General features: G+C 33.8%; 27 protein-coding genes and 4 tRNA genes. 23 read left to right on the forward strand and 8 right to left on the reverse strand.

All coding sequences use genetic code 11. The features are described 5' to 3' along the window. Position 1: 1 nt before the first annotated feature. Positions 2 to 1,393, reverse strand: coding sequence for a 2TM domain-containing protein (locus tag NWE55_RS16060; protein WP_258204418.1), 1,392 nt, complete (start codon positions 1,391 to 1,393; stop codon positions 2 to 4). Beyond that, complete coding sequence (locus NWE55_RS16065) at positions 1,371 to 1,544, reverse strand: hypothetical protein (RefSeq protein WP_155092340.1); 174 nt, start codon at positions 1,542 to 1,544, stop codon at positions 1,371 to 1,373. Before NWE55_RS16065 ends, NWE55_RS16060 begins: the two co-directional genes overlap by 23 nt. A gap of 87 nt (positions 1,545 to 1,631) precedes the next feature. Between NWE55_RS16065 and tnpA the strand changes: the two genes are divergently transcribed. From tnpA to NWE55_RS16085, 4 genes are all read left to right on the forward strand, one after another. Continuing rightward, positions 1,632 to 2,063 carry an IS200/IS605 family transposase gene (gene tnpA, locus NWE55_RS16070; RefSeq protein ID WP_155093506.1) on the forward strand — a complete coding sequence of 144 codons (432 nt, stop codon included), beginning with the start codon at positions 1,632 to 1,634 and terminating at the stop codon, positions 2,061 to 2,063. Positions 2,064 to 2,354: 291 nt separating this feature from the next. Further along, the gene (locus NWE55_RS16075; protein WP_155092339.1) at positions 2,355 to 2,900 is read left to right on the forward strand and encodes an IS1096 element passenger TnpR family protein; all 546 of its coding nucleotides are present in this window, start codon (positions 2,355 to 2,357) and stop codon (positions 2,898 to 2,900) included. 64 nt (positions 2,901 to 2,964) lie between these two features. Then, on the forward strand, positions 2,965 to 4,029 hold the full coding sequence (locus NWE55_RS16080; RefSeq protein WP_155092338.1) for a nucleoid-associated protein: 1,065 nt from the start codon (positions 2,965 to 2,967) through the stop codon (positions 4,027 to 4,029). A 61-nt stretch (positions 4,030 to 4,090) separates the two neighbouring features. Then, entirely contained in the window at positions 4,091 to 4,606 is a 516-nt protein-coding gene (locus tag NWE55_RS16085; RefSeq protein WP_155092337.1) for a DMP19 family protein, read from the forward strand. Between the two features lie 60 nt (positions 4,607 to 4,666). Here the strand turns inward: NWE55_RS16085 and NWE55_RS16090 are convergent, their stop codons facing one another. Further along, a complete protein-coding gene (locus NWE55_RS16090) occupies positions 4,667 to 5,089 on the reverse strand; it encodes a hypothetical protein (RefSeq protein ID WP_155092336.1) in 423 nt (140 codons plus the stop codon). A 379-nt stretch (positions 5,090 to 5,468) separates the two neighbouring features. Further along, positions 5,469 to 6,017, reverse strand: a complete 549-nt coding sequence (gene msrA / locus NWE55_RS16095; protein ID WP_155092335.1) for a peptide-methionine (S)-S-oxide reductase MsrA — start codon at positions 6,015 to 6,017, stop codon at positions 5,469 to 5,471. A gap of 258 nt (positions 6,018 to 6,275) precedes the next feature. On the opposite strand from msrA, the gene NWE55_RS16100 reads away from it, so the two are divergent. Next, positions 6,276 to 6,941, forward strand: a complete 666-nt coding sequence (locus tag NWE55_RS16100) for an ABC transporter ATP-binding protein (RefSeq protein ID WP_155092334.1) — start codon at positions 6,276 to 6,278, stop codon at positions 6,939 to 6,941. Positions 6,942 to 6,949: 8 nt separating this feature from the next. Next, positions 6,950 to 7,708 (forward strand): TIGR02757 family protein, encoded by a 759-nt coding sequence (locus tag NWE55_RS16105; protein WP_155092333.1) that lies wholly within the window; start codon positions 6,950 to 6,952, stop codon positions 7,706 to 7,708. An 11-nt stretch (positions 7,709 to 7,719) separates the two neighbouring features. Here NWE55_RS16105 and NWE55_RS16110 read toward each other — a convergent pair whose 3' ends face one another. From NWE55_RS16110 to NWE55_RS16120, 3 genes are read right to left on the reverse strand one after another with little or no spacing between them, the layout of a single operon-like run. Then, positions 7,720 to 8,631 carry a Ppx/GppA phosphatase family protein gene (locus tag NWE55_RS16110; protein WP_155092332.1) on the reverse strand — a complete coding sequence of 304 codons (912 nt, stop codon included), beginning with the start codon at positions 8,629 to 8,631 and terminating at the stop codon, positions 7,720 to 7,722. Positions 8,632 to 8,639: 8 nt separating this feature from the next. Further along, positions 8,640 to 10,754: a polyphosphate kinase 1 gene (ppk1, locus tag NWE55_RS16115; protein ID WP_258204419.1), complete on the reverse strand. Its 2,115-nt coding sequence runs from the start codon at positions 10,752 to 10,754 to the stop codon at positions 8,640 to 8,642. After that, positions 10,735 to 11,241, reverse strand: a complete 507-nt coding sequence (locus NWE55_RS16120) for a SixA phosphatase family protein (protein ID WP_155092330.1) — start codon at positions 11,239 to 11,241, stop codon at positions 10,735 to 10,737. The genes ppk1 and NWE55_RS16120 overlap by 20 nt, the downstream gene beginning before the upstream one ends. Positions 11,242 to 11,411: 170 nt before the next feature. On the opposite strand from NWE55_RS16120, the gene NWE55_RS16125 reads away from it, so the two are divergent. From NWE55_RS16125 to smpB, 8 genes are all read left to right on the forward strand, one after another. Next, positions 11,412 to 11,975: a DUF4199 domain-containing protein gene (locus tag NWE55_RS16125; protein ID WP_155092329.1), complete on the forward strand. Its 564-nt coding sequence runs from the start codon at positions 11,412 to 11,414 to the stop codon at positions 11,973 to 11,975. Positions 11,976 to 11,987: 12 nt separating this feature from the next. After that, positions 11,988 to 12,806, forward strand: a complete 819-nt coding sequence (gene kdsA, locus NWE55_RS16130) for a 3-deoxy-8-phosphooctulonate synthase (RefSeq protein WP_155092328.1) — start codon at positions 11,988 to 11,990, stop codon at positions 12,804 to 12,806. 161 nt (positions 12,807 to 12,967) lie between these two features. Next, positions 12,968 to 13,051 (forward strand) — tRNA-Tyr (locus NWE55_RS16135). 39 nt (positions 13,052 to 13,090) lie between these two features. Then, a tRNA-Tyr gene (locus tag NWE55_RS16140) sits at positions 13,091 to 13,171 on the forward strand. A gap of 41 nt (positions 13,172 to 13,212) precedes the next feature. Next, positions 13,213 to 13,293, forward strand: a tRNA-Tyr gene (locus tag NWE55_RS16145). Between the two features lie 41 nt (positions 13,294 to 13,334). Further along, positions 13,335 to 13,415, forward strand: a tRNA-Tyr gene (locus tag NWE55_RS16150). Between the two features lie 1,164 nt (positions 13,416 to 14,579). Then, entirely contained in the window at positions 14,580 to 15,170 is a 591-nt protein-coding gene (locus NWE55_RS16155; protein WP_258204420.1) for a porin family protein, read from the forward strand. Positions 15,171 to 15,269: 99 nt separating this feature from the next. Further along, positions 15,270 to 15,722 carry an SsrA-binding protein SmpB gene (gene smpB / locus NWE55_RS16160; RefSeq protein ID WP_155092326.1) on the forward strand — a complete coding sequence of 151 codons (453 nt, stop codon included), beginning with the start codon at positions 15,270 to 15,272 and terminating at the stop codon, positions 15,720 to 15,722. A 61-nt stretch (positions 15,723 to 15,783) separates the two neighbouring features. Here smpB and NWE55_RS16165 read toward each other — a convergent pair whose 3' ends face one another. Continuing rightward, positions 15,784 to 16,425, reverse strand: a complete 642-nt coding sequence (locus NWE55_RS16165; RefSeq protein WP_160339162.1) for a protein-L-isoaspartate(D-aspartate) O-methyltransferase — start codon at positions 16,423 to 16,425, stop codon at positions 15,784 to 15,786. A gap of 244 nt (positions 16,426 to 16,669) precedes the next feature. Between NWE55_RS16165 and NWE55_RS16170 the strand changes: the two genes are divergently transcribed. The 9 genes from NWE55_RS16170 (at position 16,670) to NWE55_RS16210 (ending at position 26,207) form a co-directional block, all read left to right on the forward strand. After that, positions 16,670 to 17,635, forward strand: a complete 966-nt coding sequence (locus NWE55_RS16170) for a Gfo/Idh/MocA family protein (RefSeq protein WP_155092325.1) — start codon at positions 16,670 to 16,672, stop codon at positions 17,633 to 17,635. 29 nt (positions 17,636 to 17,664) lie between these two features. Further along, positions 17,665 to 18,552 carry a 3-hydroxyacyl-CoA dehydrogenase family protein gene (locus NWE55_RS16175; protein ID WP_155092324.1) on the forward strand — a complete coding sequence of 296 codons (888 nt, stop codon included), beginning with the start codon at positions 17,665 to 17,667 and terminating at the stop codon, positions 18,550 to 18,552. A gap of 78 nt (positions 18,553 to 18,630) precedes the next feature. Further along, positions 18,631 to 19,848, forward strand: coding sequence for a DUF1015 domain-containing protein (locus NWE55_RS16180; RefSeq protein WP_155092323.1), 1,218 nt, complete (start codon positions 18,631 to 18,633; stop codon positions 19,846 to 19,848). A gap of 11 nt (positions 19,849 to 19,859) precedes the next feature. After that, positions 19,860 to 20,531 carry a YggS family pyridoxal phosphate-dependent enzyme gene (locus NWE55_RS16185; RefSeq protein ID WP_155092322.1) on the forward strand — a complete coding sequence of 224 codons (672 nt, stop codon included), beginning with the start codon at positions 19,860 to 19,862 and terminating at the stop codon, positions 20,529 to 20,531. Positions 20,532 to 20,549: 18 nt separating this feature from the next. Then, the gene (locus NWE55_RS16190; protein WP_155092321.1) at positions 20,550 to 21,899 is read left to right on the forward strand and encodes an exonuclease domain-containing protein; all 1,350 of its coding nucleotides are present in this window, start codon (positions 20,550 to 20,552) and stop codon (positions 21,897 to 21,899) included. A gap of 13 nt (positions 21,900 to 21,912) precedes the next feature. After that, a complete protein-coding gene (locus tag NWE55_RS16195; RefSeq protein WP_155092320.1) occupies positions 21,913 to 22,764 on the forward strand; it encodes an ion transporter in 852 nt (283 codons plus the stop codon). Further along, a complete protein-coding gene (gene miaA, locus NWE55_RS16200) occupies positions 22,748 to 23,668 on the forward strand; it encodes a tRNA (adenosine(37)-N6)-dimethylallyltransferase MiaA (RefSeq protein ID WP_155092319.1) in 921 nt (306 codons plus the stop codon). Before NWE55_RS16195 ends, miaA begins: the two co-directional genes overlap by 17 nt. Positions 23,669 to 23,724: 56 nt before the next feature. After that, positions 23,725 to 24,462, forward strand: coding sequence for an acyl-[acyl-carrier-protein] thioesterase (locus tag NWE55_RS16205; protein WP_258204421.1), 738 nt, complete (start codon positions 23,725 to 23,727; stop codon positions 24,460 to 24,462). Between the two features lie 128 nt (positions 24,463 to 24,590). Then, a complete protein-coding gene (locus NWE55_RS16210; RefSeq protein ID WP_258204053.1) occupies positions 24,591 to 26,207 on the forward strand; it encodes an IS1182 family transposase in 1,617 nt (538 codons plus the stop codon). Positions 26,208 to 26,239 lie beyond the last annotated feature (32 nt).

Genomic DNA, 26,239 nt, shown 5'->3' on the forward strand with positions numbered 1-26,239 from the left:
ACTACTGCCAATTTGATTTATCATTTTTTCGATCTTCAACATATTCTCTCATCTTTTTATCCTCCCAATCTTTACCTAAAAAAAAACTGTAATTATATACTTTCATGGCATGTGATCCCAAACCAATCCCCCATGCAAACAACGGAATCAAACTCCACATAAAGGTTGCATCAGTAAGGATATTCATCATTATCAGGAAAGTATTTACTAAAAGGTAAGTAGTTAAATGCGAATAAAAACGCTTGTACTCTGCTACTTTTTTCTTTGCTTCAATTAGTAGATCTTGTTCATCTTCTTGTACATCAATAATTCTCATATGTTCAATTTTTTTGGTTAGTATAGGTATTTGTACTGTAAAGAAATCAGAAGACTCCTCTACTTTTATTGGTTTTGCTGTAAGTAAAGCATAACGACTTGCAATATTCTCTAATCCGATTCCCTTTCTTCCCTCTCTCAACTCTTTCTTACTAAGATTATTCTGAATTTTTAAATAGCCATCAGCTTGTTCAACAATTGTAATGTGAATAGGTTTTGCAGAAGTAGCCTTATTGTGTTTTATCACGTTTTCTAACAATAACTGCAAAGACAGAGGCACCACCTTTCCCCCTTCTTGCTTAACGCTTTCGGGAAAGTCAAAAGTAAGGCTATCCTCAAAGCGCATTTGCAACAGCTCAATATAGGTTCTTGCAAAGGCCAATTCTTCCTCTAAAGGCACGAGTTCTTTGTTCTTTTGATCCAGTATATAACGGTAAGTTCTCGATAGGGATTGATTAAAGAGAATAGCTTTGTCCTGATCTTCTTCTATTAAGGCACCTAAAACATTCAAACTATTAAAAAGGAAATGTGGATCTAACTGATTCTTTAGACTTTCAAACTGAGCAGACACATTCCCTGTAATCACTTTTTGTTCAACGATTTGCTGATTCTTCGCTAAAGCATTTAAGCGCGTATAAATGTAAATAGTATAAACAATAGTCAATAAAAAACTAAAACTACATATTGCCCTAAAGTGCTCATTGAACAATATTATCTGAATACGCTGGTCTTCTAATATAAAAAGGAGGTGAAATAGCTTGATAATAAAACTCAGCATAAAGAATACAGCAAAGAGCGTAATTCCACAGTACAAAGTAAGTTTGTTCACATTCTTCTCATCCGCTCTAAGAAGTCGCTCTATGTCTGTGTAAAACTTTTTGACCAAAAATGAGTGTACAAGCATAAAAGAGCCACCAAAGAACACCAAATAGCCAATGAACGTTGGAAAATCTAAACCATATAGTTTTAAGACTTTCTTAAACAGTACATAGGTCAAAAGCGTTAACAGAAATAGCTTAAATAGCTTAGCTGACTCTTTTCCCCTGTACTCCTTCTTATTTGTATTCTCTACTTCCATCTTTTCTATTTTCTCCTTGATAAACAATCCATTCAATCTTTTCCTTTTTGGGAATTACTTGTTCTTGTATATTAACATCATCAATTGACATTCCTATTAAACTACAAATAGTATTTATCAAAAATAGCGTAAACGAGATTATAACATTCATAATCATTTATTGGTCGCAGACTGTAGTTAAAACTATGCACTTTAGTGCATTTAGCTTTCAGCTTCTAAAAATGTTTACCTTTGATATATGGAATATCAACGAACCGGAGGACATAGTGTATCACGTTTAACCGCCCATATAGTATGGGTGACTAAATATCGTTATCCAGTATTGGAAGGAGATATTCAGATACGTTGTCGTAGTCTGATCATTCAGATTTGTGAAGCAGAAGATATTCAAATTTTAAAAGGTGTAGTATCAAAGGATCATGTTCATCTTCATATAGAATATCGACCATCTCAAAACATAAGTAATATTGTCAAACTCTTCAAGGGTCGTACCTCAAGGAAACTCCAAATAGAATTTCCTGAGTTGAAGCACAGATACTGGGGACGTCACTTTTGGGCAATAGGCTTTGGTTGTTGGAGTACAGGAAATATTACTGATGAAATGCTAAATCAATATCTTGAACACCATCGTAAACCAAATGATAACGGAGGTAACTTTATACTTGAGTAAGTAGCTCCACCCAGGCAGACTTTAGTCTGCTTTAACAAACTATGGACTTTCAGTCCATAGTGGTTTATTTTTTTGTTAGAACAAATGTCCTTTAAAGTATAGAGATACTCAAAACATAACTACTGAGTTGTGGAATTTAAAGGATGAGTTGTAAATTGCCCCTCATTTTTATAAAAATCTGAAAGTCAAACCCCTGAGTATTACATAAAAAAACAAAGCGAAAAAGGGACTCTTTTATTCTAAAAAAATGAATAATAAGTTTAAATTTGCCATCTAATTCACATTACAATTATGGTATATAAATTTAGAGTAATCCTTGATACAGAAGAAGATATTTTTAGAGATATAGCTATTTTAGAAGACGACTCTCTGGAAGATTTACACAATGCTATTGTAAATGCATTTGGTTTTGACGGAATGGAGGCAGCTTCATTTTACGCCTGTGATGATCAATGGACTCAACTTGAAGAGGAGATTTCATTATTTGATATAGGAGAAGATCACTCAGCAAAAACAATGAGTTCTACTCCAATCAATAGCGTATTGAGTGAGAATCAAACAAAAATCATCTATGTATATGATTTCTTGAATATGTTTACCTTCTTTGTAGAGTTAGGAGCGATTGAAGAAGAAGAACCTGGAAATGCATACCCTGAATTATTGTTCTCTCATGGTATACTACCTGATTCTATGCCGACTCAATCATTTACTGCAAATCCTGTTTCGAATGATGATATCTTTGGAGAATTTGACGATGACTTTGATGAAGAAGATTTCGATATGTTCGACGGAGATGACAACTTTGAGGACTTCGGGTACGAAGACAACTGGAACTAATCCGCTTTTGATTTAACTAAACCTTATATAAGGGATTTATAACCTTTTTATATTATTATTTGCCATGATTAACTTATTTAATGCTCACATAGAAACACTTTCTATCCATAGAGTTGGAAATAAAAGTAGAAGTGAAGCCTTCTTTTTATCAGAAGAACCATATAAACTTAATGATGAAATAGCTCCTTTGTTAAAAGAGTATTTCTTCAAACCTTTTAGAGAAAAAGAGGAGAGTTATTATCAATTTGCGCATGATGTTGATTTGGAATTTAATGAGATGTATAACTATGCAAGTGAATTATTCAATGCTCCATCAAGTGCTAAATCTCATGAAGTTTCTCAGAAAATAACAAAACACTTATTTGAGCAATCAAATCACCCACATATTAAAAATGGGGAAGTTTATGTTACTTACTTGACCAATGTATCTATAGACAACAATGTAGTTGATGCAATAGGGATATTTAAAAGTGAGATTAAAGCTGACTTCTTACAATTCCAAGAAAATGGTTCTAATTTAGAAATGATCCTACAACAGGGGATTAACTTAAATAAATTAGACAAAGGATGTATTATCTTCAATTACAAAAAAGAAGAAGGATACAAAATCTTGACTATTGACAGCAACAAATATGATGCACGTTATTGGTTAGAGCATTTCTTATCTGTAGATATCTTCCAAGACGAAGCATTCATGACTAAAAAATACTTGAAGTTCTGTCAAGATTTCGCTAAAGAAGTTGTACTTCCAGCAGAAGATAAAAAAGAAGAAGTAATGTTCATGAACCGTTCAGTGAACTACTTTGCAAAGAACGACGAGTTTGAAGAATCAAACTTCATCAATGAGGTAATTGAGAATCCTGACTTAGCTGCAGAGTTTAAAAACTACAAAGTAGATAAAGGAGAAAAATACAGTATTGAAGACATCAGCAACTTCCCAATCGCAAATAATGCAGTGACTGATGCTCGCAAGAAAATCAAGAACATCATTAATCTTGATACGAATATTCAAATCAAGCTTGACTTTATCAATCCTGAGAGTGCAGATAAGTTTGTCGAAAAAGGATGGGATGAAGAAAAACAAATGTACTACTACTTAGTTTACTTCAACAAAGAACAAAAAGCGTAATTATATACATAAGGCTATTCACACAAAGAATAGCCTTTTATTGTTAAATACCGACCATATCATGAGAGAATTTGAATACATACTTATATCAGAAAATTCCTTTGAGAACAATGATTTAATCAACTCTAACATTTCTGTTATCAATTATTTACGAGCATCTGAAGTCAATGATGACGAACTCCATCCTGACGGGTTTACAAGCTATTGTGTGGACTATTTTCACACTATATTGAAAGACCAAGGTCTTGCTAAGTTTATTCACGAAAGCAAATGGGAATTAGAATTAATTGAAATTATAGAAGCTGGCTTAGAAGCTATCGGCAATACTGAGTACTTGGAATATTTCCAGAAACAAATGCGCAAAATCAAACTTTTCAGTAAAGTTAAACTGGCTAAATTCTTAGACTCTAAATTTGAAAGTCAAAAAGACATTGCTCTATTACTCGAAGATAACTCTTTCAAGGATTTCACTTCAGATCTTAAAGAAGATCATCAGAATTGGCTGAGAAATCATCCCGATTTAAAAGTAGTTAGTATCGATGAAATGCAAAAGATAATAGTAGATTTTATACAATAAAAAAACACCTCACAATTAAAATTGTGAGGTGTTTTTTTTACTATTGAATTACCGTAGATATTACTCTACATCAAACTCAATTTTAGATATTTTCAAATCCTTACCTTTTCTATCAAGATGGATTCTTTCTTTTACTGTTTTTGTCTTATACTCTACAGTATAATCAAAAATGAAATCTTTTGTTTTCTCCTTTTTGTTGTGCTCTGTTAATTTCCAGTCAGCCATTTTAAAACTTTCAATAGGTCCTAAGCTGTCATGTCTTTCTTTTATTTGACTTGTTAATGCCTCTACATCTTGAGCAGTGAAACTTTCGCTATCCACGTAATTAGGTAAAGAATCTAATTTCTGATTTGTAACAAAGTAGTAATACATACCAATTACAGATTCACCAGCTCTCTGATCTCCAAGAGACTTACTTTCTTTTGTATTTTTACAAGCACCAAAAGCTAATGCCAAAAATAGAATTGTAAAAATTTTCTTCATAAGGAACAAATTTGCGTTAATCAATTACACTATTAATATTATTCTTTTTTATTTCTATTATAAATTTAATAAAAATTTATGATTTAAACAAATACCTCTACCAATTAATTCGCCCTATACAGTGCCATTTTAATGCAAAAGTTAGCATAAGATTAATTCTCGACAATAATTCTAAAATGAAGTAAACTAAATTATTCTTTTTTCCCTTTCTGATTAGATAGAGCAACATTAAGCACGATGAGGATATCACTGCAAATACTAAATAATTATCATCTCAATCCCCTAAAAAGAAAACAGCTCTAACACCTTAGCCAATTCGCAAAAAGGTTGTCAGTCTTTCGATATGATAGTTTGCAATGACATCCCAATCACATCTAACTTATTTTACTCTATTACTAAAGTTGGTCATAAACTTATCTACTTTGGGCTTTACAACCATCTGACAATAGGGATTACTATCCCCCTTAACAGCAAAGTAATCTTTGTGATAATCTTCTGCTACATAAAATAAAGTTGCCTTACTGACTACAGTTACTATAGGATCTTCAAATACGCGCTCTTGACTCAACACAGCTATGTACTCCTCTGCTAAAGTCTTCTGCTCAAGACCCGTATAAAATATCTCACTTCGGTACTGTGTGCCCACATCTGCTCCTTGCCTATTCAAAGTAGTAGGATTATGAGTTGCAAAGAATACCTCTAACAATTGATTGTAATTAACAACATTTCCATCATACATAATTTGAATTGCCTCTGCAAAACCGGTCTCTCCTGTACAAACCTGCTCATAAGTAGGATCAACTGTGTGTCCTCCAATATATCCAGGTAGCACTTGTTCTACTCCTTTTAAGTTTTTAAAAATGGCTTCTGTACACCAAAAGCACCCTCCAGCAAAAATGGCCTTTTGCAAGTTTATATTGTTCTCCATTTGTTTATACTATTTTCTATTACTATTTATCAGAGATAAAAATATTATATTTTACGCTATAAAAAAAAATGACTGAATTAATTAGTTGTTATATGTCACAGCAAAGTATTCACAATCTTACTTTGACTTTGTCGTTCTACTAAATTCTAAAGTAATTTCCACAATTACTTATTTGATAACTGTAAAAACAATCTGACAAAGTTTCGCTCTTGCAACATAAAAATCGTTACTTTGCAATACTAAAACCACAATCAAAATATGATTAGAGCAGTAAATATTCACAAATTCTACGATAAATTAGAAGTCCTTAAAGGAGTAGATCTTCACATTAAAAAAGGAGAAGTTGTATCTATTGTTGGTGCATCTGGTGCAGGAAAAACAACTTTATTACAAATATTAGGTACTCTTGATCATCCTACTACACAAGAAAACACCTCTCTACATATCAATGGCAGCGATATACTGCAGTTAGACGATAAAGAACTTTCTAAGTTTAGAAACCTAAACCTTGGATTTATCTTCCAATTTCACCAATTACTCCCTGAGTTCACAGCTTTAGAAAATGTTTATCTTCCCGCTCTTATAGCTGGAAAAACTATTTCAGAAGTGGAACAAGACGCTATTGATCTGTTAAATTACTTAGATCTATCTCATAGGATAAAGCACTATCCATCTGAACTATCAGGAGGAGAACAGCAAAGAGTGGCAGTTGCAAGAGCTCTAATTAACAAGCCACAGGTCATTTTCGCAGATGAGCCTTCGGGAAATTTAGATACGCACTCGGCAGAAAACCTCCACAAACTATTCTTCCAATTAAGAGATGAATTAGGACAAACTTTTGTCATTGTTACTCACAATGAAGAATTAGCTGATATGGCAGATAGAAAGCTTACAATGGTTGATGGAATTATAGTATCAAAGTAATAAAACAAATGAATTTAAACGATCTTAAAGAATTTTTAGACGAAAAAGTTCTTTTATACAATGCTCCAGCTTTTATTGTTGATGATCCGATTCAGATACCACATCTTTACACGTTGAAAGAGGATATTGAAATTGCTGGCTACCTAAGTGCTACTATAGCATGGGGCAATAGAAAGATGATTATAAAGAATGCGAAGCGAATGATGGAACTCATGGGGAATTCTCCTTACGATTTCGTTATGGAGCACAAGCAAGACCACTTAGACAATCTTGATTCATTCGTCCATAGAACCTTTAACGGAGTAGATTTTGCAACTTTTATAAAAGGGCTCAAACACATTTATACCAATCACAATGGTTTAGAAAGTGTTTTTGCAAATACATCTGCTCCTATGCAAGAGAGAATATCTAATTTCAAAAGATTATTTTTTGAAATAGAACACCCTACTCGATCAGAGAAACACATCTCCGACCCTATGAAAGGCTCTGCTGCAAAGAGAATTAATATGTACCTCCGCTGGATGGTGCGAAATGACAATAACGGTGTAGATCTTGGCATATGGAATACCATAAGCACCGCTGATCTATCTTGTCCCTTAGATGTACACTCTGGCAATGTTGCTCGTAAACTGGGGATACTAAAGCGCAAACAAAATGACGCAAAAGCATTAGCTGAATTAGATAATGTTTTGCGTCAGATGGATCCTATAGATCCAGTAAAATATGACTTTGCCTTATTTGGCTTAGGTGCTATTGAAAAATTCTAAATAGCCTGTATTTACATACTTTGATAATCTAATGGCACACGGTCATAGTAAATCGCTTTAACGATTCCATCGGATACTCCTATCTTAGGAACGTAAATATACTTAGCACCACTCCATTTCATCGCGCTGCTATAAATGCGTAGAGCTGGTATAATAACGTCGGCGCGATCTGGATTCAAACCTAATTCGGAAATACGCTCATCATAAGACATCTCCTTTAACTTATTGTATTGCTGTGTCAAATAACTATAAGTTAAAGGTTTATCTTGTGCTTTGGCTGACATCTTAAATATCTTATTGATATTCCCACCAGATCCGACAACAACAAGGTCTTTTAAGTTGACTGTATTCTCCTTGATCCACGATTCTATCTCTATCCAAACTGATTTAGGTACCATGTCGTTTATCAGTCGCACTGTACCATTTCTAAACGACTGAGATGCAACTTGTTCTCCATTTGAAAATATCGTAAACTCAGTGCTCCCACCACCTACATCAATATACATCACATTTTGTGTACTGTTGATAAAGTGTTTTAAATCAGAGGACGCAATTATCATCGCTTCTTTCTTCCCATCAATTATACTAATCTTTATTCCAGATTCTTTATATATCTCCTCTACAATCTCCTCTCCATTTTCAGCCTCTCTCATAGCACTTGTAGCACAAGCCATATACCTATCCACCTTATTTACCTTCATAAGCAAATAAAAGGCCTTCATAGAATCAATCATACGCAACTTCGACTCTTCACTAATTTCTCCTTTAGTAAATGAATCTTGTCCTAAACGCACTGGAACCCTAATCAATGAACTCTTATTAAACACAGTCGTTTTTCCTTTTTCCTCAACTATGTTCGTTATTAATAATCTCATGGCATTAGAACCAATGTCTATAGCGGCGTATTTCTTTATCTTTAGCATATATTATATTAACTCTTGTTATTTAATTTTTCTCTGTAATATTTATACATTTCCATTTGAGAATGGAAAACTTCTCCTTCTTCAATTTTTCTGTAATTATTAGACAAATCACCACTTTGAATACGTGTCTTATAGTTTCCTTTCCAACCGATACTGAAAGTGTCAATTAATTCTTGCTTGATATCCTCATCGTAAATTGGACAAGTCACCTCTACCCTTTCATCTAAATTTCTAGTCATAAAATCTGCAGAAGAAATATATACTGCAGGTTTGTCGTTATTGCCGAAGATATAAACTCGAGAATGCTCTAAGAACCTATCTACGATACTAATTGCTTCGATATTCTCACTCATACCAGGCACACCAGGAATAAGAGAGCATATTCCCCTAATAATCAATTGTATTTTCACTCCTGCACAACTTGCATCATATAGTTTATCAATCATCTTAATATCTGACAAGCTATTCATTTTCAACCCTATATAAGCAGGCAAACCATTTTTAGCATTAGTTATCTCACGCTCGATTAACTTATAAAATCCCTTACGAGTATAATGAGGAGATACTAAAAGGTGTTTGTATTTGTGAACCCTATAGTTTACTTGTAAAAACTCAAATACTTTGGAAACGTCTTTCATAATCTGATTATGACTTGTAAACAAAGTGACATCTGTATAGATTTTACTCGTACTTTCATTAAAGTTCCCTGTTGATATAAAGCCGTATCTCTTTACTTTTTTATTCTCCAGACGCTCAACAACACATATCTTACTGTGTACTTTTAGCCCTTTTACACCAAAAATTAAGTGAATGCCCTCTGCTTGCATTAACTCTGAATAATAGATATTACTAGCCTCGTCGAAACGCGCCTGTAATTCAATCTGAGCAATTACTTGCTTGCCATTCTTCACTGCATTTATCAAAGAACTGATAATCTGCGAGTTCTTAGCTAATCGATATAAAGTGATTTTTATAGATAATACTTGGGGGTCTAATGCAGCTTCCCTTAAAAATTTAACCAAATATGAAAAAGATTGATAAGGAGTATATACCATGTAATCTTTCTTCTGTACTTGCTGTATAATACTATCTTCAAGACTTAAATTAGGCACTCCTACTGGCAGTAATTTTGGATAGGTAAGATCCGTTCTCCCCATATTGGGAAACCCCATATAATCTCGTCTATTGTGATACCTGCCACCAGGGATAATACTGTCGTTCAATTCTATTTCAATATTCTGAAGTAAAAACTGCAAAGTTTCCTCCTCCATCTCGCGGTCAAAGACAAATCGAACAACAGCACCCTCTCTTCTATCCCTAACTCCACTTGATATTTTTTCTACAAACGACTTGTGTAAATCCGTATCGAAGTCTAATTCAGCATCTCTTGTGATTTTAATCATATGAGCTGCTTCCGCCTTATAATCAATAATATTGAAAATAGAATCTAAATTAAATCGGATAATATCATCTATCATAATGATAAACTTCTTATCTCCTTCACAAGGGAGTTCTACAAAGCGATTGATTATATTTGGTATTTCTATAATAGCATAACGCACAGGAGATACAGCCTTTCTAATTTTCTCTGATTGATGCTTTTGCACTAATTTGTCATCTAACATCAATTTCACAACAAGATACCCATGCGTATCTCTCAATAAAGGAAACTCAGCTAAATCACTTAATATAATTGTCACTAAGTCAGGAGATACTTGATGCAGAAAGAAATCCTTTACAAAAGCTTGTTGCTTCTCGTTTATTTCCTTGTCATTGACAATAAAAATATTCTCCTCCTCCAACTTCGATTCAACTTCTGTCAGAATACGCAAACTTTCGTTTTGTAGTTCAATTACTCTTTTCGTAATCTCACTCAATAGCGTTTTGACAACTTCTCCACTACTCAATTTTCGGTTGCTTTGACCAGTAAGTGTCATTCGTCTAATTGTCGCATAGCGCACGCGAAAGAACTCATCCAGATTATTGGAAAAAATCCCAATAAATCTAAGTCTTTCTAATAGTGGTACAGTTGAGTCAGCAGCTTCTTGCAGTACTCTTTCATTAAAAGACAACCAACTTTTCTCTCTATCTACGTAATGGTATTTAGGCGTATTTGTGTTCATTATTTTTTAAATCTCTTGGGAATATGGTTAATTGAATCTTCCCTTTGCAAATATCCTCCCAATTATCTATGCTAAATTTCATAATGACAGACCCTGAAGTTGGAATATTCTCGAAAGATTCGTTACCAAATTTATTAACAAAATTTGTTATAGCGTCATTATGCCCAAAAAGAATTAGAGTATTATGTTCATTTTTGCATTTTTTTATGACTTTCAAAAGATCATACTCATCAAAAGTATAAAGCTCATCATTATAAACGATACAATCTAAGTTAATATCCATATTCTGACCAAAGATGATTGCAGTTTGTTTTGCGCGTACAGCTGTACTTGACCAAACAATGAATTTTTTTGGCAGATAAGACAATATTGCATTTGAAACTAAATGCGCATCTTTAATTCCGCGACGTGACAAAGGACGACTTTTGTCATCTGTTACTATATCCCAACAAGATTTAGCGTGTCGAATCAAAATAATTGTTTTCATAATAAAGCATTTTTTGTTGATTAATGGTTAAAATTTGTTGGTTTTATAGTCTAAATCATAATGAGTTATCAATAGTAACTTTAAATCTAATAAAAAAAATCAAAATAAAATACATTTTATACTCTAAAATAAAAACTTTAATTTTGAGGTATTAATTTTAATATAGCATAATGAGAAACTTCTCAATTGAGTTTAAGTGGGCTGCGATTGCTACACTTGCTGCATTAGTCTGGATGTTTGTAGTTAAATCACTGGGTTTTCATAGCGTTGAAAAGATCCGATTCGAAGTCCTTCTTGAAATACTTTTTAATTTTATTCTTATTCTTTTCTATTGGTTAGGTATAAGACAGAAAAAGAAAGAATTTTACAACGGTATTATTACTTGGCAAAAAGCATTTTTAAGTGGATTGGTCATGTGTATTCTGATCACATTCTTTTACCCAATGATTCAATACATTACCTTTAATCAAGTGACTCCTGAATTCATGGATACTTTGACTCAAGCTATTGTAACACAAACCAACATTCCGCTTGAAGAAGCTCAAAAGAACGCTACCTTTGACATTTTCCTTAGAAACGGAGTTACCAATAACTTGTCGTTTGGAGTAGTTATCATCGCAGTAGTTTCTTATTTTCAACAAACCAAAGACAAAGAACTGCTAAAGAAAAATGCGACTCAAAAAGCAGAAGTAGTCAAAGTAAAAAAGAACAAAACAAAAAGAAAGACATATTAAACTGATAAGATTATGAACTTAAATAATATCCCACAAATCAAAAATACGGATGCTGATAATTTCTTTTTATTAGCAGGTCCTTGTGCTATTGAAGGTGAAGAAATGGCAATGCGCATCGCAGAGCACATTGTTAAAGTAACAGACAAATTGAAAATACCATACGTATTCAAAGGGTCGTTCAAAAAAGCAAACCGCTCGAGAATTGATAGTTTTACGGGAATTGGCGACGAAAAAGCACTAAAAATCTTGCAAAAAGTAAGTAAGGAATTTGGTGTTCCAACTGTAACAGACATTCACGAAATTAGCGATGCTACAATGGCAGCAGAATACGTTGACATCTTGCAGATACCTGCTTTCTTAGTTAGACAAACAGATCTTGTGGTTGCTGCTGCTAACACAGGTAAAACTGTTAACTTGAAAAAAGGGCAGTTCATGAGTCCTGAAAGTATGAAACACGCAGTTCAAAAAGTACTGGATTGCAACAATGAGAACGTAATGATGACTGACAGAGGTACTATGTTTGGCTACCAAGACATGATCGTTGACTATAGAGGTATTCCAACTATGAAACAATTTGGAACAACTGTTTTAGATATTACACATTCATTACAACAGCCAAATCAAAGTTCTGGTGTAACTGGAGGTAGACCTGACCTTATTGGAACTATCGCAAAAGCGGGTATTGCAGTAGGAGTTGATGGATTATTTTTAGAGACACATTTCGATCCAGCTAATGCAAAAAGTGATGGAGCAAACATGTTGCATTTGGACTATTTTGAAGACTTGATGACTAAATTAGTTGCGATACGCCAAACAGTAAATAAATTCTAAAATAAAATGAAAAATAATTTTCTCTGTACTATTTTTATAACCAAAGGTTTAGCAGTACAGAGAAAATAAAACTTCAAAAAAAAATTCAAGAACGCTTGCAGATTAAGGAAACAGCTCTATCTTTGCACCGTTCTTAACAAGAAGATAAGCAATCAAGCTTAGGGGAGATACTCAAGCGGCCAACGAGGACGGACTGTAAATCCGTTGGGAAACCTTCGCAGGTTCGAATCCTGCTCTCCCCACCAAAGTTCTTATAGACTGTAAAAATATTGTAAAATACCGGAGGGGAGATACTCAAGCGGCCAACGAGGACGGACTGTAAATCCGTTGGGAAACCTTCGCAGGTTCGAATCCTGCTCTCCCCACTACTATTTTTATAGACTATAATACATTTTAAAATATCGGAGGGGAGATACTCAAGCGGCCAACGAGGACGGACTGTAAATCCGTTGGGAAACCTTCGCAGGTTCGAATCCTGCTCTCCCCACTAAAGTTCTTATAGACTGTAAAATATTTTAAAATACCGGAGGGGAGATACTCAAGCGGCCAACGAGGACGGACTGTAAATCCGTTGGGAAACCTTCGCAGGTTCGAATCCTGCTCTCCCCACTACAAAAGCTTTCTATTTACTTAGAAAGCTTTTTCTATTTTATCACAGCACCAATTTCACTTCCACGATAACGTCTACCTCTCTTACCTACCACAATTAACAGGGATTATACAAACAGATTATACCACACTCAAAATTGTTATTAGTATCATCTCACCGCTCATCAAATGCTATTTACCGAAACTGAACTCGCAAACAAAAACACAAACGACGATAATAGCTGAAAAGAAAAGTGTAAACACATATTGTTTATTGATCCTCATACTGGTGAAAGCGACGAAAGTATTATATCATCAATAGAAATAAGAACTAAGTCAAAATCTATGACAAAAGACGTATTCGATGCTTAGAGGTAAACTAACAGCCCTTATACATATATTGAAGAATAACCTAACTACACCTAAGTAATGATGTAATCTATTTAAATCTTTCATTTAGCGATACCTCTACTCCATACACACTCCCCCAGAATACCTTACCACTTCTATAGTTCACATCGCATACCATACCCCTAACATCACAACTCTTTCTTCTGCTACTCCCCTACCCAAATTAATAGACATTACTCAAATTTCACACATTGCTCCGCTTTCAGCAAATCAAAAAAGAATACAACAGAGCGTTTAAAGTTAAAGTAAATAACAAACACATCATGTATCACTATACCCAAAATCAATAGAGTATTGCTTGCACTTTCTCCACGTATTCTCGCAGATTGTTATGGGTTTCCTTGGCAAAACCCTCATTCTTGGCAACAAAACTGCAAGGATACCCCTAGAAAACCCTTCGTAAGTAGCTAAAAAGGGCTTTAAAAACACCTACTTAATAAACTTATAACCAACTAAGAAGCACTACTAATACCACCTTTGGTACAACAAAAAATACCAAACTGTGAATAACACTAAAAATTAAAACTTAATACTTACCACACAAACAACAATCCCTTTCTCCAATTACTCAGCGATACTCTCTTTATGTCTTTACACAGATCTAAAACAGACTTGTACTCAACATTACTCCTTCCATATAAAATCAACTTACCTGTGACACTTTATTAGCTTATTTATAATTATAAATCAATTATGATAAAGTAAATTCATCGCTTAAAAAAATTTTGTTAATAGATAATCATTTCTTTAACTTTGGCAAAAAATAACTAAACTATGAAAGCAAAAAAAATTTTTAGATTAGCAACCTTTGCATTATTATTAGCTGGAGCAACATCTTACGCACAGTCGCCTTCTCCTTTACACGTTGGGATTAAGGCAGGAGCAAACTTTACTGATATGTCTACATCTTTAAAAGATTACAACAGTAAATCTGCTACTGGTTTTGCGCTTGGTGCTGTAGCGAGATTTGACATTAAAAAAACTTACCTTCAAGCAGAGCTTTTATACTCTGAGAAAAACGTAAAATTTGAGGGAGCAACTGGCAACAACACTTCCAAAATGAAGAATATTGAAGTTCCTGTTGTTTTTGGTTACAAAATCATCAACCTACCTTTATTGCACTTGCGTACCTATGCAGGGGGAGTTTACACAAATATGATTGGAGATAACTTCAATAAAAAAGACATAGGAGATACATTTAAAAACTTTGACAAATCAAACATTGGTTACCGTTTAGGAGTTGGAGCTGATATCTTAAAATTCACTGTTGACGTTTCATACGATGGAGGTTTCAGCAACGTGAGTAAAGACTTCAAAACTAAACCAAACACTTGGTTAGTTTCAGTAGGATATTTCTTTTTATAAGATAAATTTCAACATTAACAGAAAGAGTTGTTACTTTGCAGTAGCAACTCTTTTTTGTTTGCTACTTTCAAATAGTTTTAAAAATATTATTTTTGCAATATGCAGAAGAAAATAAACATATTAAATAAGCGCGCAAAATTTGACTATGAGATTATAGACAGATTTACCGCTGGTATAGTTTTAACGGGAACAGAGATTAAATCAATTCGATTGGGGAAAGCGAGTATTGCAGAAAGTTTTTGTGAGTTTCAAGGCCTTGAATTATTTGCCATTAATACTCAAATTGAAGAATACGCCTATAGCAAACACTTCAATCACAAAGCTAAAACAGAGCGCAAATTACTACTCAACAAGAAAGAGCTTAAAAGCTTAAACAAGAGTGTTCAAAACAAGGGGTTAACCATTGTACCATTGCGTCTATTTTTAAACGACAGAGGATTAGCTAAACTTGAGATAGCGCTGTGTAGAGGTAAAAAGAACTACGATAAACGTGAGACAATTAAAGATCGAGATAATAAGATCAACTTAGACAGATTGAAAAAGTCATATTAAAGAACTGATTTTAATAAAACAAAAAACGAAGTACTCTGCAGAGTACTTCGTTTTTTTGTATCTAATTTTTATTCTCTAACATTGGGACAAATTTAAAGTCACCATACTCGTGTTTTTCAAACTGAGTTTCATTCAAACGAACTAGTTCAGTCATGATTTGTGTTTCTTCTCCCAAAGGAATGATAAGCCTACCTCCAATTTTTAACTGAGCCATTAAAGGTTGTGGTATAAACGGAGCACCAGCAGTAACAATAATAGAATCAAAAGGAGCATAATTAGGCAATCCTTTATATCCGTCACCAAAAGTCATTAATTTGGGACGTATTCCCAATTTTGGAAGCAAATGACTTGTCTTCTTATACAATTCATTTTGCCTTTCTATGCTGTAAACTCTTGCTCCCATTGCTACTAAAACAGCGGTTTGATAACCACTTCCCGTTCCTATCTCCAACACTTTATCTTCTTTCTCCAGCCTTAACAGTTGCGATTGAAAAGCAACAGTGTATGGATGAGAGATCGTCTGTCCTGCACCAATTGGAAATGCTTTATCTTGATAAGCAAAATTTTCAAAACTTGAATCTAAAAATAAATGTCTGGGAATCACCCTGATAGCCTCTAAAACAGCAGTATCTACTATACCTTTTTGTTTTAAAGACTCTACAAGCTGATTGCGAAGACCTTGATGTTTAGGGGTATCTATCACGGCAAGTAATTTTAATTTGCGCTAATTTACACAATATTTACAATAAACTTACTCACAAAGCCTCTCTGAGGCATTTCATTTCCTATCTAATATCCTTTTTATATCGAACTATGAAAAAGAATTTAAACAACATTTTTTCAAACTAACTCAACAGCAAGACTTAAGCTTGGATAAGCAAAACTTTATCCCCTATTTTTTATGCGTTACTTAAATTAAGTTATATTTTTGTTGAAAATATTTAGATATGCTAAAAGTTGGTGTATTGGGAGCAGGACATTTAGGTAAGATTCACTTACGCCTGTTAAACCAATCTGAAAAATATAATTTAGTAGGATTCTATGATCCTTTTAAAGAGAACGCAGAGAAAGTTGCTGCTGAATTTGGATATCGTAAATTTGATAGCATTGAGGAGTTGATAGCTGCTGTGGATGTAGTAGATATCGTGACTCCTACCCTTTCCCATTTTGATTGTGCTAAACAAGCAATCGAGGCAGGAAAACACGTTTTCCTTGAAAAGCCAATCACAACTACTGTAGAAGAGGCTGAAGAAATTATCAAGTTAACAAAGAAACACAACGTATATGGCCAAGTAGGACACGTCGAAAGATTCAATCCTGCCTTTTTAGCTGTAAAATCAAAGATAGAGTCACCAATGTTCATCGAAACTCACCGCCTTGCTGAGTTTAACCCAAGAGGAACTGATGTACCTGTTGTTTTGGACTTAATGATACACGATCTCGATGCTATTTTAAGTGTGGTTAAATCCCCTGTAAAACACGTTAGTGCAAGCGGAGTAGCTGTTTTAAGTGAATCACCCGATATTGCCAATGCTCGAGTAGAGTTTGAAAACGGATGCGTGGCTAATATTACAGCAAGTAGAATCTCAATGAAGAATATGCGTAAATCTCGTTTCTTTCAACGTGATGCTTATATTTCGGTAGACTATTTAGAAAAAACTTGTGAGGTAGTCAAAATGAAAGAAGCTCCAGAAACTCCTGGCGACTTTGACCTTATCTTACAAAATGCTGAAGGAGTTAAAAAACAAATTTATTACGACAACCCTGAAGTTCATCAAAATAATGCTATTTTAGATGAATTGGAAACGTTTCACGATGCTATTGTAAACAATACAAGACCTGTTGTAACGTTAGAAGATGGTACAGCTGCTTTGAAATTAGCATATCAAATCATCGATGCATTTAAAAAATAAAATGAACTAACATTAAAAATCAACTATATATGAAAAATATCGCAGTTATAGGTGCTGGAACCATGGGGAATGGTATTGCACATACCTTTGCTCAAAAGGGGTTTACAGTATTCTTAATCGATATATCTGAACAAGCTATTGAAAGAGGTATGACTACGATTGTGAAAAACCTTGATCGCATGATTGCAAAAGGAAGTATCACTGAAGCTGAAAAGAAAGCAACTATTGAAAACATCATTACCTATACAGAGATAAAAGACGGTGTGGTAAATGCTGACTTAGTTATAGAGGCTGCAACAGAAAATGTACAGTTAAAACTAAATATCTTTAAAGAATTAAGTGAAGTATGTAATGAGAATATCATTTTAGCTTCAAACACTTCTTCAATTTCAATTACTCAAATTGCTTCTGTGGTGAAGAACCCAGAAAGAGTTATAGGGATGCACTTTATGAATCCTGTGCCAATTATGAAGTTAGTGGAGATAATTCGCGGTTATAGTACATCTGACGAAGTTACTAAAGCGATTATGGAGTTATCTAAAAAATTAGATAAAGTACCTACAGAAGTAAATGATTACCCTGGATTTGTAGCTAACCGCATACTGATGCCAATGATTAATGAGGCTATCGAAACACTATATAATGGAGTTGCTGGTGTAGAAGAAATTGACACTGTGATGAAATTGGGAATGGCTCATCCAATGGGACCGCTTCAATTAGCAGATTTCATAGGCTTAGATGTTTGTTTGTCAATTCTAAACGTAATGTATGAAGGATTTAAAAATCCAAAATACGCACCATGTCCGTTATTAGTAAATATGGTTATGGCTAAAAAACTTGGCGTAAAATCTGGAGAGGGATTCTATGACTACTCAGAGAGTAAGAAAGCTGAGAAAGTAGCTAAAATGTTTGCATAACAAGATAAATAATATAGAAAAAGACAACTGATTCACAATAAAATCAGTTGTCTTTCTTTCGATTTGATACCATAAATAATGGCAAAAATACTTCCATTCCAAGGCGTTCGTCCTACAAGAGATAAAGTTAGTTTAGTAAGTTGTCGTTCATTCGAAGACTACACAACTGTAGAATTAGCCTATCTATTAGATTACAATCCTTTTTCTTTTCTTCACGTTTTGCATCCCGCTTATGTTAATCCACAAAAGGTAACAAGTGACAAGCGTTTCAAAATGGTTGCTGCTAAATTAAAAGACTTTAAGAAAGAGAATATCCTTGTCAAAGAAGAAAAGCCGATTTTCTATTTATATCAAATTCAAACAAAATCACATGTATTTACAGGCATTATAGCCGGTACAACACTTGAAGACTACAATGACAATGTGATTCTCAAGCACGAAGACACACTTGAATACAGAGTTAAGTTATTCAAAGAGTACTTGGATTTCAGTAAATTCAATACAGAACCCGTTTTAATGATGTATCCAGATCAAGAGGACATTAATATTTGGATAGATAATTTTAAACAGTCAAGGCCGATATACGACTTTAGTACAGTAGAGAAAGAAAGGCATACGCTGTGGAAAATAGACAATGACGCTGAAATTGAATGGTTGTGTAGCAAGTTCGAGCAAGTAGATAAAATGTACATTGCCGATGGACATCACCGTTTTGCTTCTGCCAATATGCTACAACAAGAAGATCCTGAGAACCAAAGAGGACACAACAATTCTGTCATGACTTACTTAATCTCAGAAAACAATATCAAGATTTACGAGTTCAACAGAATTATTCACGATTTAAACAATCACACAAAAGAAGAATTTCTTGAATTGTTAAATCAAAAATTCCTTGTTGAAAATAAAGAACAACAGTTGTGGAAACCCACACAGAAAATGGAATTTGGCATGTATTTGGATGGAGATTTCTACGCTCTTAAATTAAAAGAGAAAAAGAAAACAAACGATATCCTCCAACAATTAGATGCTCAAATCTTATACGATGAAGTATTACACCCTATTCTCGGACTCGATGATTTGCGTAATGACGCGCGAATTGACTATATTCCAGGAAATGAATCTATTGTAACAATTAAAGAAATGGTAGATGACGGAGAATACGAAGTAGGTTTTATGCTTTACCCTACCAATGTAGAAGAAATTAAAAAAGTGGCGGATAACAACCTGATCATGCCACCAAAAAGTACATATATTGAACCTAAGTTCATGAATGGTTTATTAATTTATGAAATTTAATGTAAGAGAAAATGGTTATAGCAAATAATCTGAATGAGATTAAAAAAACGATTCCTGAGGGAGTGACATTGGTAGCTGTTTCGAAAACAAAGCCAATAGAAGATATCCAACAAGCCTATGATGCAGGCCAACGTGTATTTGGGGAAAACAAGATTCAGGAGATGAGTGATAAGTACGAATCTCTACCTAAGGACATACAATGGCACATGATAGGGCACGTACAGAGAAACAAAGTGAAGTATATGGCACCTTATGTTTCGTTGATTCACGGTGTAGATAGCTTTAGACTACTTGAAGAATTAGATAAACAAGCTAAGCGAAATAACCGAGTTATTCCTTGTTTATTGCAAATGTTTATTGCCAAAGAAGACACTAAATTTGGATTAGACGAAGCGGAGTTAATCGAAATATTAGAGAGTGAAGCCTTTTCAAAATTGCAACATATTGAAATCAAAGGGTTAATGGGAATGGCTACTTTTACAGAGGACCAGCACCTAATCAAAGAGGAGTTTACTTCACTAAAGGCTATATTTGACAAAGTAAAAAACAACTACTCACATATTCCTTCTTTACAATTGACTACTGTGTCAATGGGAATGAGTAACGATTACCTATTAGCCATAGAATGTGGTAGCACCATGGTTAGAATTGGCAGTAGTATATTCGGTCATCGAAATTATTAATTAATACGATATTACAGCTTGTACGCAATATTAGATATAGAGACAACAGGAGGACAATTTAATGAAGAAGGAATCACTGAAATAGCCATTTATAAATTCGATGGCGATAAAGTAGTAGATCAATTCATTAGTTTAGTAAATCCTCAAATTGAAATACAGCCCTTTGTAGTAAAACTTACGGGTATAAGTAATGCTATGCTCCGTTTAGCACCTAAATTCTATGAAGTAGCGAAGCGCATCATTGAAATAACAACAGATTGCGTTATTGTTGCTCATAATGCAGACTTCGACTATAGAGTAATTAGAACAGAGTTTAGAAGATTGGGCTACGACTTTAACAGAGATACACTATGTACTGTTGAGTTATCTCAAAAATTATTACCTGAAGCTAAATCACACTCTTTAGGCAAATTAGTGCGTTCATTAGGTATTCCTATTGCTGATAGACATAGAGCACATGGAGATGCAATGGCTACTTTGAAATTGTTTCAATTATTACTGTCAAAAGACCACGAAAAAACAATCCTAAAATCAATGATTAAATCAGATATTCGCACTGGTATTAATCCTAAGTTTTTAGACATTGCAGATAGTCTTCCCTCAACAGTTGGTATTTATTATATCCACAACGAAGAAGGTCAAATCATCTTTATAGGCAAAAGTCAGAATATCAAGAAGAAAGTTTTACAACACTTTACAAGCAACACTACTGTCTTTAAGAAGATTCAACAAGAAACTTATACAGTGACTTATGAAAAAACAGGCAATGAATTAATAGCAATGCTCAAAGAAGCAGAGGAGATTACTATTAACAAGCCAAAATATAATAAAGTAAGCAAGAAGAATATCTACCCTTACTCTTTGTATATAAAAACAAATTTAAACGGATACCATTATTTCGCTATAGAAAAAACGGATGGTCGAAAACGCAACGTTATGGCTTTCACCTCGCCAACTGAGGGTAGAAAGTTTGTTCAAAGTATAACACATCACTTTGAATTACCGTTCTTTTTAGAAATGATAAATGAGAAAAAGAGCAAGAAAGTGACTGAAGCTAATTTCTCAGATACAATAGAAATGAATAAAACGGATTATAATTGTAATCTTTTAGAACTACTTGTTAATTATAACATAGATCAAGACAACTTATTAATCATCAACAAAGGAAGAAAAGTAGAAGAAAAAAGTGCCGTAGTACTCGAAGAAGGAAAATTGAGAGGTTACTGTTTCTACGATCTAAATTATCAAGTAAATTCATTAGATCGATTGCAAAGTAATTTAACAACTATTACTTTTAATCGAAATAATAGAAATATTATTTTAAATTATTTAAATAAAAAAACAGGTTATAAATTAGTTCATATTTAAATCTTAGACACCGTTGAGAAAGAAACTTAAGAATAAATGGGATATCCTAAAGCAAAAGATTTACATCGTAATTTACGGTTCTAACACTTTTGCTGGAAAATTATTTGACTTAGTATTATTAGCCGTTATTCTCTTGAGCGTTTTATTGGTAATGCTTGAGTCAATAGAAAGCTTTGATATGAAGCACCATATCAGTCTTAAAGTATGTGAATGGATTATTACTGTCTTTTTTACTATAGAATACATATTGCGTATTCTATGTAATAAGAAACCATTAAAATACGTATTCAGCTTTTATGGAATAGTCGATTTGATTTCCATATTGCCAATGTACTTATCTTTCTTCGTAGCAGATGCTCAAGTGTTAACAGTTGTACGTGCATTACGTCTTTTACGCCTTTTTGGAATTTTAAATTTGGTTCCTTATATCGGTCAAGAATCCCACTTAAAACTCGCTATAAAAGCAAGTAGAACAAAAATCATTGTATTTGTTTACTTCGTATTAGTTGTATCTATTATTTTGGGAGCTTTGATGTATGTAATCGAAGGAAAAGACAATGGCTTTACAAGCATTCCGCGCAGTATTTACTGGTGTATCGTAACCTTGACCACTGTGGGTTATGGAGATATTGCTCCCCAGACCATACAGGGACAGATGATTGCCTCATTTATCATGATTATGGGGTACGGCATTATTGCAGTACCAACTGGAATTGTAACTGCCGAATTCTCTAATATTAAAAGGAATAGATTAGATGCGCGTAAGAGAAGAAACTGCCCTTCATGTACAACAACTATTTATGATGAAGATGCGAACTACTGCTATAACTGTGGTCAAAAATTAGGAGATGTATTCAAAAAATAATAGATATTTAATTGTTGTTATCGGACCTACTGCTATTGGAAAAACAGCCTTGGGAATCGAAATAGCAAAGCATTATAACAGTAACATAATTTCTTGTGATAGCAGACAGTTCTATCGAGAAATGAATATAGGTACAGCCGTGCCTTCTCAAGAAGAATTAAGTATTATACCTCATCATTTTATTCAACATATTGGTATAGATACACCCTACTCAGTAGGAGATTTTGAAAGAGACGCCTTAGCAAAACTGGAAGATCTATTTCAACACAACCCCATACAAGTCATGGTTGGTGGTTCTGGTTTATTTGTCAATGCAATTATCAATGGTTTAGATGATTTCCCTGACATAGACCCCAATATCAGAGAAGACTTAAACAAAGAACTTGAAGAAAAGGGATTGGCTTCTCTTCAAAATAAGTTAAAAGAACTTGATCCTGTACACTATGAAAAGGTTGCGATAGATAATCCACAGCGTGTTACAAGAGCACTGGAAGTTTGTATAGGTACAGGGAAACCCTATTCATCCTTCTTGAATAAAAAAGCAAACAATAGAAACTTTACTCCTATCATTATAGGATTAGAGGCTGATCGTGAATTAATGTATCAACGCATTAACAAGCGAGTGGATATTATGATCGATAACGGACTTTTAAAAGAAGCTGAGGCATTGTATCCTTTTAGGAAGAATAATGCATTACAGACCGTAGGATACAGAGAACTGTTTACTTATTTTGATGGAGATTGCAATTTAGATTTTGCAATTGAGGAAATTAAGAAAAACACACGCCGTTTTGCTAAACGCCAGATGACTTGGTTCAAAAGAACTGAAGGTGCCAAATGGTTTGATTTTACTACAGATCCAAACAACATTATTGCGGAGATTGACAAAATCATCAATCAATAAAGGCAACGACCTCTACTCTACCAAGCAAACATACAACCACTTTAAAACTATATTATATGCCAATTTCTCCAAATTTCACTTCCATTTATACTCGAAGTTTCATTGTTGATTTCTTTGATTGCTCACCGGATGGAGTTATCAAGCTATCCGCGCTTAGTCGATTAATACAATATGTCGCGTCAGAACATTCTATTGTAGGGGGAATCAGCTTTTGGGACTTACAACAAGTTAGTCAAGCCTGGGTAGTGAATAAGTTTAGAATAGAGATTGAAGGAGAATTACCCCATTGGCAAGATGAGATTACAATTACAACTTGGATAGAAAAATTAGATGGCTTTCGATCAGTAAGGAACTTTGAAGTGCACCAGAATGGCCAATTACTGGCAAATGCTTCTTCTCTTTGGGTGATTATGAATACAGAAAAGAGAAGACCTGAATTAATGAAACTTCCCCACGAACATTTTATTAAATACGCAGATAAAAAGTCAGTAAAAGAGGACTTTCAAAGAATGCCAAAAAATATCTTTAGCAAGCTATCAAGTGACAAAGTAAAATACTCAGATTTAGACATGGTTAATCACGTGACTAATATAAAGTATATAGAATGGATAATGGATACAGCATATGCTCACAATATCGACTTAAAGGGAGTGAAAACGTTAGATATGTTATTTAAAAAAGAAATGACCTATGATCTCCCTTATGATATTTTATATTCAGTAGATAAAGAAGGGCATCACTTTACAGTCAATACAAATGAAGATACAGTTAATTTTTACTGCTACCTAAACTAAAAGAAAAGAGGCTGTCTAAAAAGCCTAAAAAACAAAACCCCGTCTAAAAAAGGCGGGGTTTTTTCATTGTTTGTCCTCAAAAATAATTATCTTCAAGGTGCAACCAAACAATAAGAAAGACAAATATAATGTTCAAATCTGAAAGTTTAAAATCGCCGAGTCTATTTCCTGAAGATATTTTTTCTAAAATTCCTCTAGACCATCCTGTTCGTCTTATCAATGCTGTTGTTGATGAGTTAGATATTAGTTCTATTTTAAGTCAATACAAAGGAGGAGGGACCACCAGTTATCATCCCCGTATGATGATAAAAGTCTTATTCTACGCCTATTTCAATAATATTTATTCATCGCGTAAGATTGAACGGGCTTTGACGGAGAACATTTATTTTATGTGGTTATCTGGTAATAGCTTGCCTGATCATCGCACGATTAATTATTTTCGCGCTAAGCGATTGAAAGGTCAAATCCATCAGCTTTTTGCAGATGTGGTTCGTCTGTTACAAGAATTACAATATGTTAGTTTACAAGTTCAATATATTGATGGAACAAAAATTGAATCTAGCTCTAACCGATACACCTTTGTATGGCGTGGTTCAGTGGAGAAAAACAAGGCTAAATTAGAAACAAAAATTCAAGATGTTCTCACAGAAATAGAGGGTCAAATCAAACAGGATCAAAGTGAACTCGCAAAAGAACACTGTTCCAAAAATATTGATAGTTTAGAGCTTAAAGAAAAAGTGACTCAGTTAAATAAACATAGGGCAGACCTACCCAAACCTACAGCTAAACAGCTCAAACAGTTAGAAGACGAGCATTTACCTCGCTTGCAAAAATACGAACAACAACTAGAAACTTTAGGTACTCGAAATAGTTATAGTAAAACAGATCCAGATGCTACTTTTATGCGAATGAAAGAAGATCACATGAAAAACGGGCAACTTAAACCTGCCTACAATACTCAAATAAGTACTGAAAATCAATTTATTACACATTATACTATTGCACAAAAATCAACTGACACCACTACCTTAATCAATCATCTAGAGACTTTTGAACAAACCTATGCACAACAAAGTAAAGAAGTTGTAGCAGATGCTGGGTATGGTAGCGAAGAGAATTATCTGTATTTACTTGAAAGAGAAATAACGCCCTATGTGAAATTTAATTATTTTCATATGGAACAGAAAAGAGCTTGGAAGAACAACCCTTTTCTACAACACAATCTTTACTACAATAAATTGTTTGATTACATCTTATGTCCAAATGGAGAAAAGCTACCTAATATTGGAAGTAGTACTAAATACACCACCACTGGTTTTGCGTCAAAAATACATCTGTATCAAGCTTCTAACTGCTTGAAATGCTCGTTAAAAGAGCTATGTAATAAAGCAGCAGAAAACAGAACAGTCTCTATGAATCATAGATTGGTTCAAATAAAACAACATATTAGAGAATTACTCAACTCTGAACGCGGTAAATATCATAGAAGTAAAAGACCTGTAGAAGTAGAAGCTGTTTTTGGACAACTAAAAAGCAACAACAAATTTACTAGGTTTACTCTAAGAGGATTAGAAATGGTCGAAATTGAATTTGGACTGATGGCTCTTGCACATAATTTAAGAAAACTTACTAAGAATAGAGAAAAATCGACTTTAAACAACAATTTTCATCCTAAAAAAGAGACTGATAAACGAAAAATGACAAATTATAAGTCTAAAACTCGTTTTAATTGCAAGAACTTTTAATCTAAGAGAAAAGTAACGTTTTATATAATACA

The organism is Myroides albus, from assembly GCF_024722315.1.
Taxonomy (GTDB): Bacteria; Bacteroidota; Bacteroidia; order Flavobacteriales; family Flavobacteriaceae; genus Flavobacterium; species Flavobacterium album_A.

What these genes read in the sequence shown, in the direction of transcription:
- NWE55_RS16060 (WP_258204418.1), bottom strand. Translation starts at nt 1,393, where the DNA reads ATGGAAGTAGAGAATACAAATAAGAAGGAGTACAGGGGAAAAGAGTCA.
- NWE55_RS16065 (WP_155092340.1), bottom strand. Translation starts at nt 1,544, where the DNA reads ATGAATGTTATAATCTCGTTTACGCTATTTTTGATAAATACTATTTGT.
- tnpA (WP_155093506.1), top strand. Translation starts at nt 1,632, where the DNA reads ATGGAATATCAACGAACCGGAGGACATAGTGTATCACGTTTAACCGCC.
- NWE55_RS16075 (WP_155092339.1), top strand. Translation starts at nt 2,355, where the DNA reads ATGGTATATAAATTTAGAGTAATCCTTGATACAGAAGAAGATATTTTT.
- NWE55_RS16080 (WP_155092338.1), top strand. Translation starts at nt 2,965, where the DNA reads ATGATTAACTTATTTAATGCTCACATAGAAACACTTTCTATCCATAGA.
- NWE55_RS16085 (WP_155092337.1), top strand. Translation starts at nt 4,091, where the DNA reads ATGAGAGAATTTGAATACATACTTATATCAGAAAATTCCTTTGAGAAC.
- NWE55_RS16090 (WP_155092336.1), bottom strand. Translation starts at nt 5,089, where the DNA reads ATGAAGAAAATTTTTACAATTCTATTTTTGGCATTAGCTTTTGGTGCT.
- msrA (WP_155092335.1), bottom strand. Translation starts at nt 6,017, where the DNA reads ATGGAGAACAATATAAACTTGCAAAAGGCCATTTTTGCTGGAGGGTGC.
- NWE55_RS16100 (WP_155092334.1), top strand. Translation starts at nt 6,276, where the DNA reads ATGATTAGAGCAGTAAATATTCACAAATTCTACGATAAATTAGAAGTC.
- NWE55_RS16105 (WP_155092333.1), top strand. Translation starts at nt 6,950, where the DNA reads ATGAATTTAAACGATCTTAAAGAATTTTTAGACGAAAAAGTTCTTTTA.
- NWE55_RS16110 (WP_155092332.1), bottom strand. Translation starts at nt 8,631, where the DNA reads ATGCTAAAGATAAAGAAATACGCCGCTATAGACATTGGTTCTAATGCC.
- ppk1 (WP_258204419.1), bottom strand. Translation starts at nt 10,754, where the DNA reads ATGAACACAAATACGCCTAAATACCATTACGTAGATAGAGAGAAAAGT.
- NWE55_RS16120 (WP_155092330.1), bottom strand. Translation starts at nt 11,241, where the DNA reads ATGAAAACAATTATTTTGATTCGACACGCTAAATCTTGTTGGGATATA.
- NWE55_RS16125 (WP_155092329.1), top strand. Translation starts at nt 11,412, where the DNA reads ATGAGAAACTTCTCAATTGAGTTTAAGTGGGCTGCGATTGCTACACTT.
- kdsA (WP_155092328.1), top strand. Translation starts at nt 11,988, where the DNA reads ATGAACTTAAATAATATCCCACAAATCAAAAATACGGATGCTGATAAT.
- NWE55_RS16155 (WP_258204420.1), top strand. Translation starts at nt 14,580, where the DNA reads ATGAAAGCAAAAAAAATTTTTAGATTAGCAACCTTTGCATTATTATTA.
- smpB (WP_155092326.1), top strand. Translation starts at nt 15,270, where the DNA reads ATGCAGAAGAAAATAAACATATTAAATAAGCGCGCAAAATTTGACTAT.
- NWE55_RS16170 (WP_155092325.1), top strand. Translation starts at nt 16,670, where the DNA reads ATGCTAAAAGTTGGTGTATTGGGAGCAGGACATTTAGGTAAGATTCAC.
- NWE55_RS16175 (WP_155092324.1), top strand. Translation starts at nt 17,665, where the DNA reads ATGAAAAATATCGCAGTTATAGGTGCTGGAACCATGGGGAATGGTATT.
- NWE55_RS16180 (WP_155092323.1), top strand. Translation starts at nt 18,631, where the DNA reads ATGGCAAAAATACTTCCATTCCAAGGCGTTCGTCCTACAAGAGATAAA.
- NWE55_RS16185 (WP_155092322.1), top strand. Translation starts at nt 19,860, where the DNA reads ATGGTTATAGCAAATAATCTGAATGAGATTAAAAAAACGATTCCTGAG.
- miaA (WP_155092319.1), top strand. Translation starts at nt 22,748, where the DNA reads ATGTATTCAAAAAATAATAGATATTTAATTGTTGTTATCGGACCTACT.
- NWE55_RS16205 (WP_258204421.1), top strand. Translation starts at nt 23,725, where the DNA reads ATGCCAATTTCTCCAAATTTCACTTCCATTTATACTCGAAGTTTCATT.
- NWE55_RS16210 (WP_258204053.1), top strand. Translation starts at nt 24,591, where the DNA reads ATGTTCAAATCTGAAAGTTTAAAATCGCCGAGTCTATTTCCTGAAGAT.